Source organism: Thalassobacter sp. (assembly GCF_982993085.1).
In genome coordinates this window covers 1-2,814 of sequence record NZ_CEZFMW010000215.1, presented here as the reverse complement: position 1 = coordinate 2,814, position 2,814 = coordinate 1, and the positions used below count along the sequence as shown (strand labels likewise).

The following is a 2,814-nucleotide window of genomic DNA, read 5'->3' as shown; positions in this document are numbered from 1 at the left end:
CTGTGTTGATAGCTCAGCACGACCGCGCCCCTCTTTGGTTCACAAATATCCCCGCCGGAGGCCCCGTTTTTTCGTTAGAAAAAACAATCAGCGCTCACACCAAACGAGAGTTTTCCTTGGCCGCGCGGATAAAGTCCTTGAACAGCGGATGCGGCGCAAAGGGCTTGGATTTCAGCTCAGGATGAAACTGCACCCCAATGAACCAAGGGTGGTCTTTTACCTCAACGATTTCGGGCAGGCGGCCATCGGGCGACATCCCCGAGAACGTCAGCCCGTGGGCCTCAAGCTGCTCGCGATAGGTTGTATCGACCTCATAGCGGTGGCGATGGCGCTCTTCGATCTTGGTGGTGCCATAGACTTCAGCGACTTTGGAGCCCTTTGTAAGAGCTGCATCATAGGCGCCAAGGCGCATGGTGCCGCCCTTGTCATCGCCCACTTTGCGTTCAACCTTGTGGTTGCCTTGGACCCATTCCTTCAGGTGATAAACCACAGGCGTAAAGCGTTTCTTGCCCGCTTCGTGGTCAAACTCCTCCGAGCCTGCGTCGTCCAGCTTAGCGAGGTTGCGCGCAGCCTCAATGACCGCCATCTGCATCCCAAGGCAAATACCCAAATATGGCACTTTGCGTTCGCGGGCGAACTGCGCGGCCTTGATCTTGCCCTCGGTCCCGCGTTCGCCAAAGCCACCGGGCACAAGGATCGCGTGGAAGCGTTCCAGGTGCGGGGCCGCGTCTTCGCGGTCAAAGAGTTCGGCATCGACCCACTCAACCTTGACCTTGACCCGGTTTGCCATGCCGCCGTGGGTCAGGGCCTCAGCGATGGATTTGTAGGCGTCTTCTAGTTGGGTGTATTTGCCCACGATCCCAACGCGCACTTCGCCGTCGACGTTCCAGATACGGTCGTAGACATCTTCCCAGCGGCTCAGGTCCGGCTTGGGCGCAGGGTTGATCTGGAAGGCATCTAGAACCGCTTGGTCCAACCCTTCGCGGTGATAGGCGAGGGGAGCTTCGTAGATGGATTTCAGGTCGGGTGCTGCAATCACGCTGTCGGGGCGCACATTACAGAACAGCGCCAGTTTCTCGCGTTCCTTGGCGGGGATTTGACCCTCACCGCGGCACACAAGGATATCAGGCGCGAGACCAATGGACCGCAGCTCTTTCACCGAGTGTTGGGTTGGTTTGGTCTTTAGCTCACCCGAGGCTTTGATGAACGGCAGCAATGTCAGGTGCATGAACAGGCACTGACCGCGCGGTTTATCCTGCGAAAATTGGCGGATTGCTTCAAAGAAGGGCAGGCCTTCAATGTCGCCCACGGTGCCGCCGATCTCACAGAGCATGAAGTCGACTTCATCCTCACCGATTGAGATGAAATCTTTGATCTCGTTTGTGACGTGGGGAATCACCTGAATGGTTTTACCCAGATAGTCGCCGCGCCGTTCCTTTTCCAACACGTTGGAATAGATGCGCCCGGACGACACAGAATCGGTGCGGCGGGCCGCAACGCCCGTGAACCGTTCATAGTGGCCAAGGTCCAAGTCTGTCTCGGCGCCGTCGTCGGTCACAAAAACTTCGCCGTGTTCAAACGGGCTCATCGTGCCGGGATCAACGTTGAGATAGGGGTCTAGCTTGCGCAAACGGACCGAAAAGCCCCGCGCCTGCAAGAGTGCGCCAAGGGCGGCGGATGCCAAACCCTTTCCGAGCGACGAAACAACGCCGCCGGTAATAAAAATGAACCGTGCCATGGGGGCTCCCGCAAGTCTGTGTGCGCTCGTGTATTGCCCGGAGGGACGCGAGCGCGCTGCCTTCTTCACGGGAGATGAGTTTAGGCTGAGTCGGGGGGTAAGCGCAACAAAGCATACCATATCCTGCGCATTTTAAGCACGCAGAGACGATCCCTAGTTAACCTGGGCCAGAACTGATCTGGCCCTTAGTCGCGTTGGTTGTATCGGCCGCGTGACTTAGTCGGCGCGGGGTGGCGTGAGGGGCGCGTCCGTCGTGGCAGGCGGCAAAAGCGCGCCACCGCCGGGCAGTGCAGGCACATCAGGTGCTGTCGGAGCCGGGACGCCGAGTTGGTCAATGACCGACGAGTTCGCGGAGTTTTGTGCCGCTAGGATCGTAAGGGCTACGGAGGTCGTCAGAAACGCTGCTGCAAAGATCCATGTCAGTTTGGTCATCGCGTTGGCAGCTTGGCGACCGGTCATTGCACCGCCGCCGCCACCGCCGCCCATGCCAAGGCCGCCGCCTTCGGATCGTTGCAAAAGAACGATACCGATCAAGCACAAGGCAAGGATCAGGTGAATGACGAGGATGACATTTTCCATCGGCGGTCCAATCGTGGTCAGTTGGCGGGGTATGTATGTGCTGCGACGCCGCGCCGCAAGCGTTTAATCCCGGCAGGACCCCCCGTCCGTTCGTCTCGTTACGGTACAACCAAGGCGTGTGCTCGTCCAGAAGAATCTGACAGAATGTCGCAGGATGGTTTGTGGGTGATGGTTTGGCGGATCTGTTGGCAAGGTGTTGTAAATAATTATGAATAATATTCGACCGCGTTTTGCGGGTATTTTTGCGTGACGCGGTGGGCCGTGGCGAAATCGCTGGCGCCATTCAAGGTTGTTTAAGGGTTTGTGTGCACAAGGCCCGTGCGAAGGGCTGTGAGTGGCGGGCAGGGGTGCGGGAAAAAGGCCGCCCGCGTTTTTCGGTTTCGCCCCTGCGCGGTGTTGGCTATACCCGCGCGCGGACATAAAGGAGCGAATGCAGTGGCAAACGTCGTCGTGGTCGGCGCCCAATGGGGCGATGAAGGCAAAGGCAAAATCGTAGA

2 protein-coding genes are annotated in these 2,814 nt (G+C 58.3%); both read right to left on the bottom strand.

Going from position 1 to position 2,814, the window contains the following annotated elements; translation table 11 throughout:
- Positions 1-94 precede the first annotated feature (94 nt).
- On the bottom strand, positions 95-1,738 hold the full coding sequence (pyrG, locus tag AC4GMC_RS18070) for a CTP synthase (RefSeq protein ID WP_487879130.1): 1,644 nt from the start codon (positions 1,736-1,738) through the stop codon (positions 95-97).
- Between the two features lie 216 nt (positions 1,739-1,954).
- Positions 1,955-2,317 (bottom strand): preprotein translocase subunit SecG, encoded by a 363-nt coding sequence (gene secG / locus AC4GMC_RS18065; RefSeq protein WP_487879131.1) that lies wholly within the window; start codon positions 2,315-2,317, stop codon positions 1,955-1,957.
- Positions 2,318-2,814: the final 497 nt, after the last annotated feature.

Coding starts and splice junctions, on each gene's coding strand:
- pyrG (WP_487879130.1), bottom strand. CDS start 1,738: ATGGCACGGTTCATTTTTATTACCGGCGGCGTTGTTTCGTCGCTCGGA.
- secG (WP_487879131.1), bottom strand. CDS start 2,317: ATGGAAAATGTCATCCTCGTCATTCACCTGATCCTTGCCTTGTGCTTG.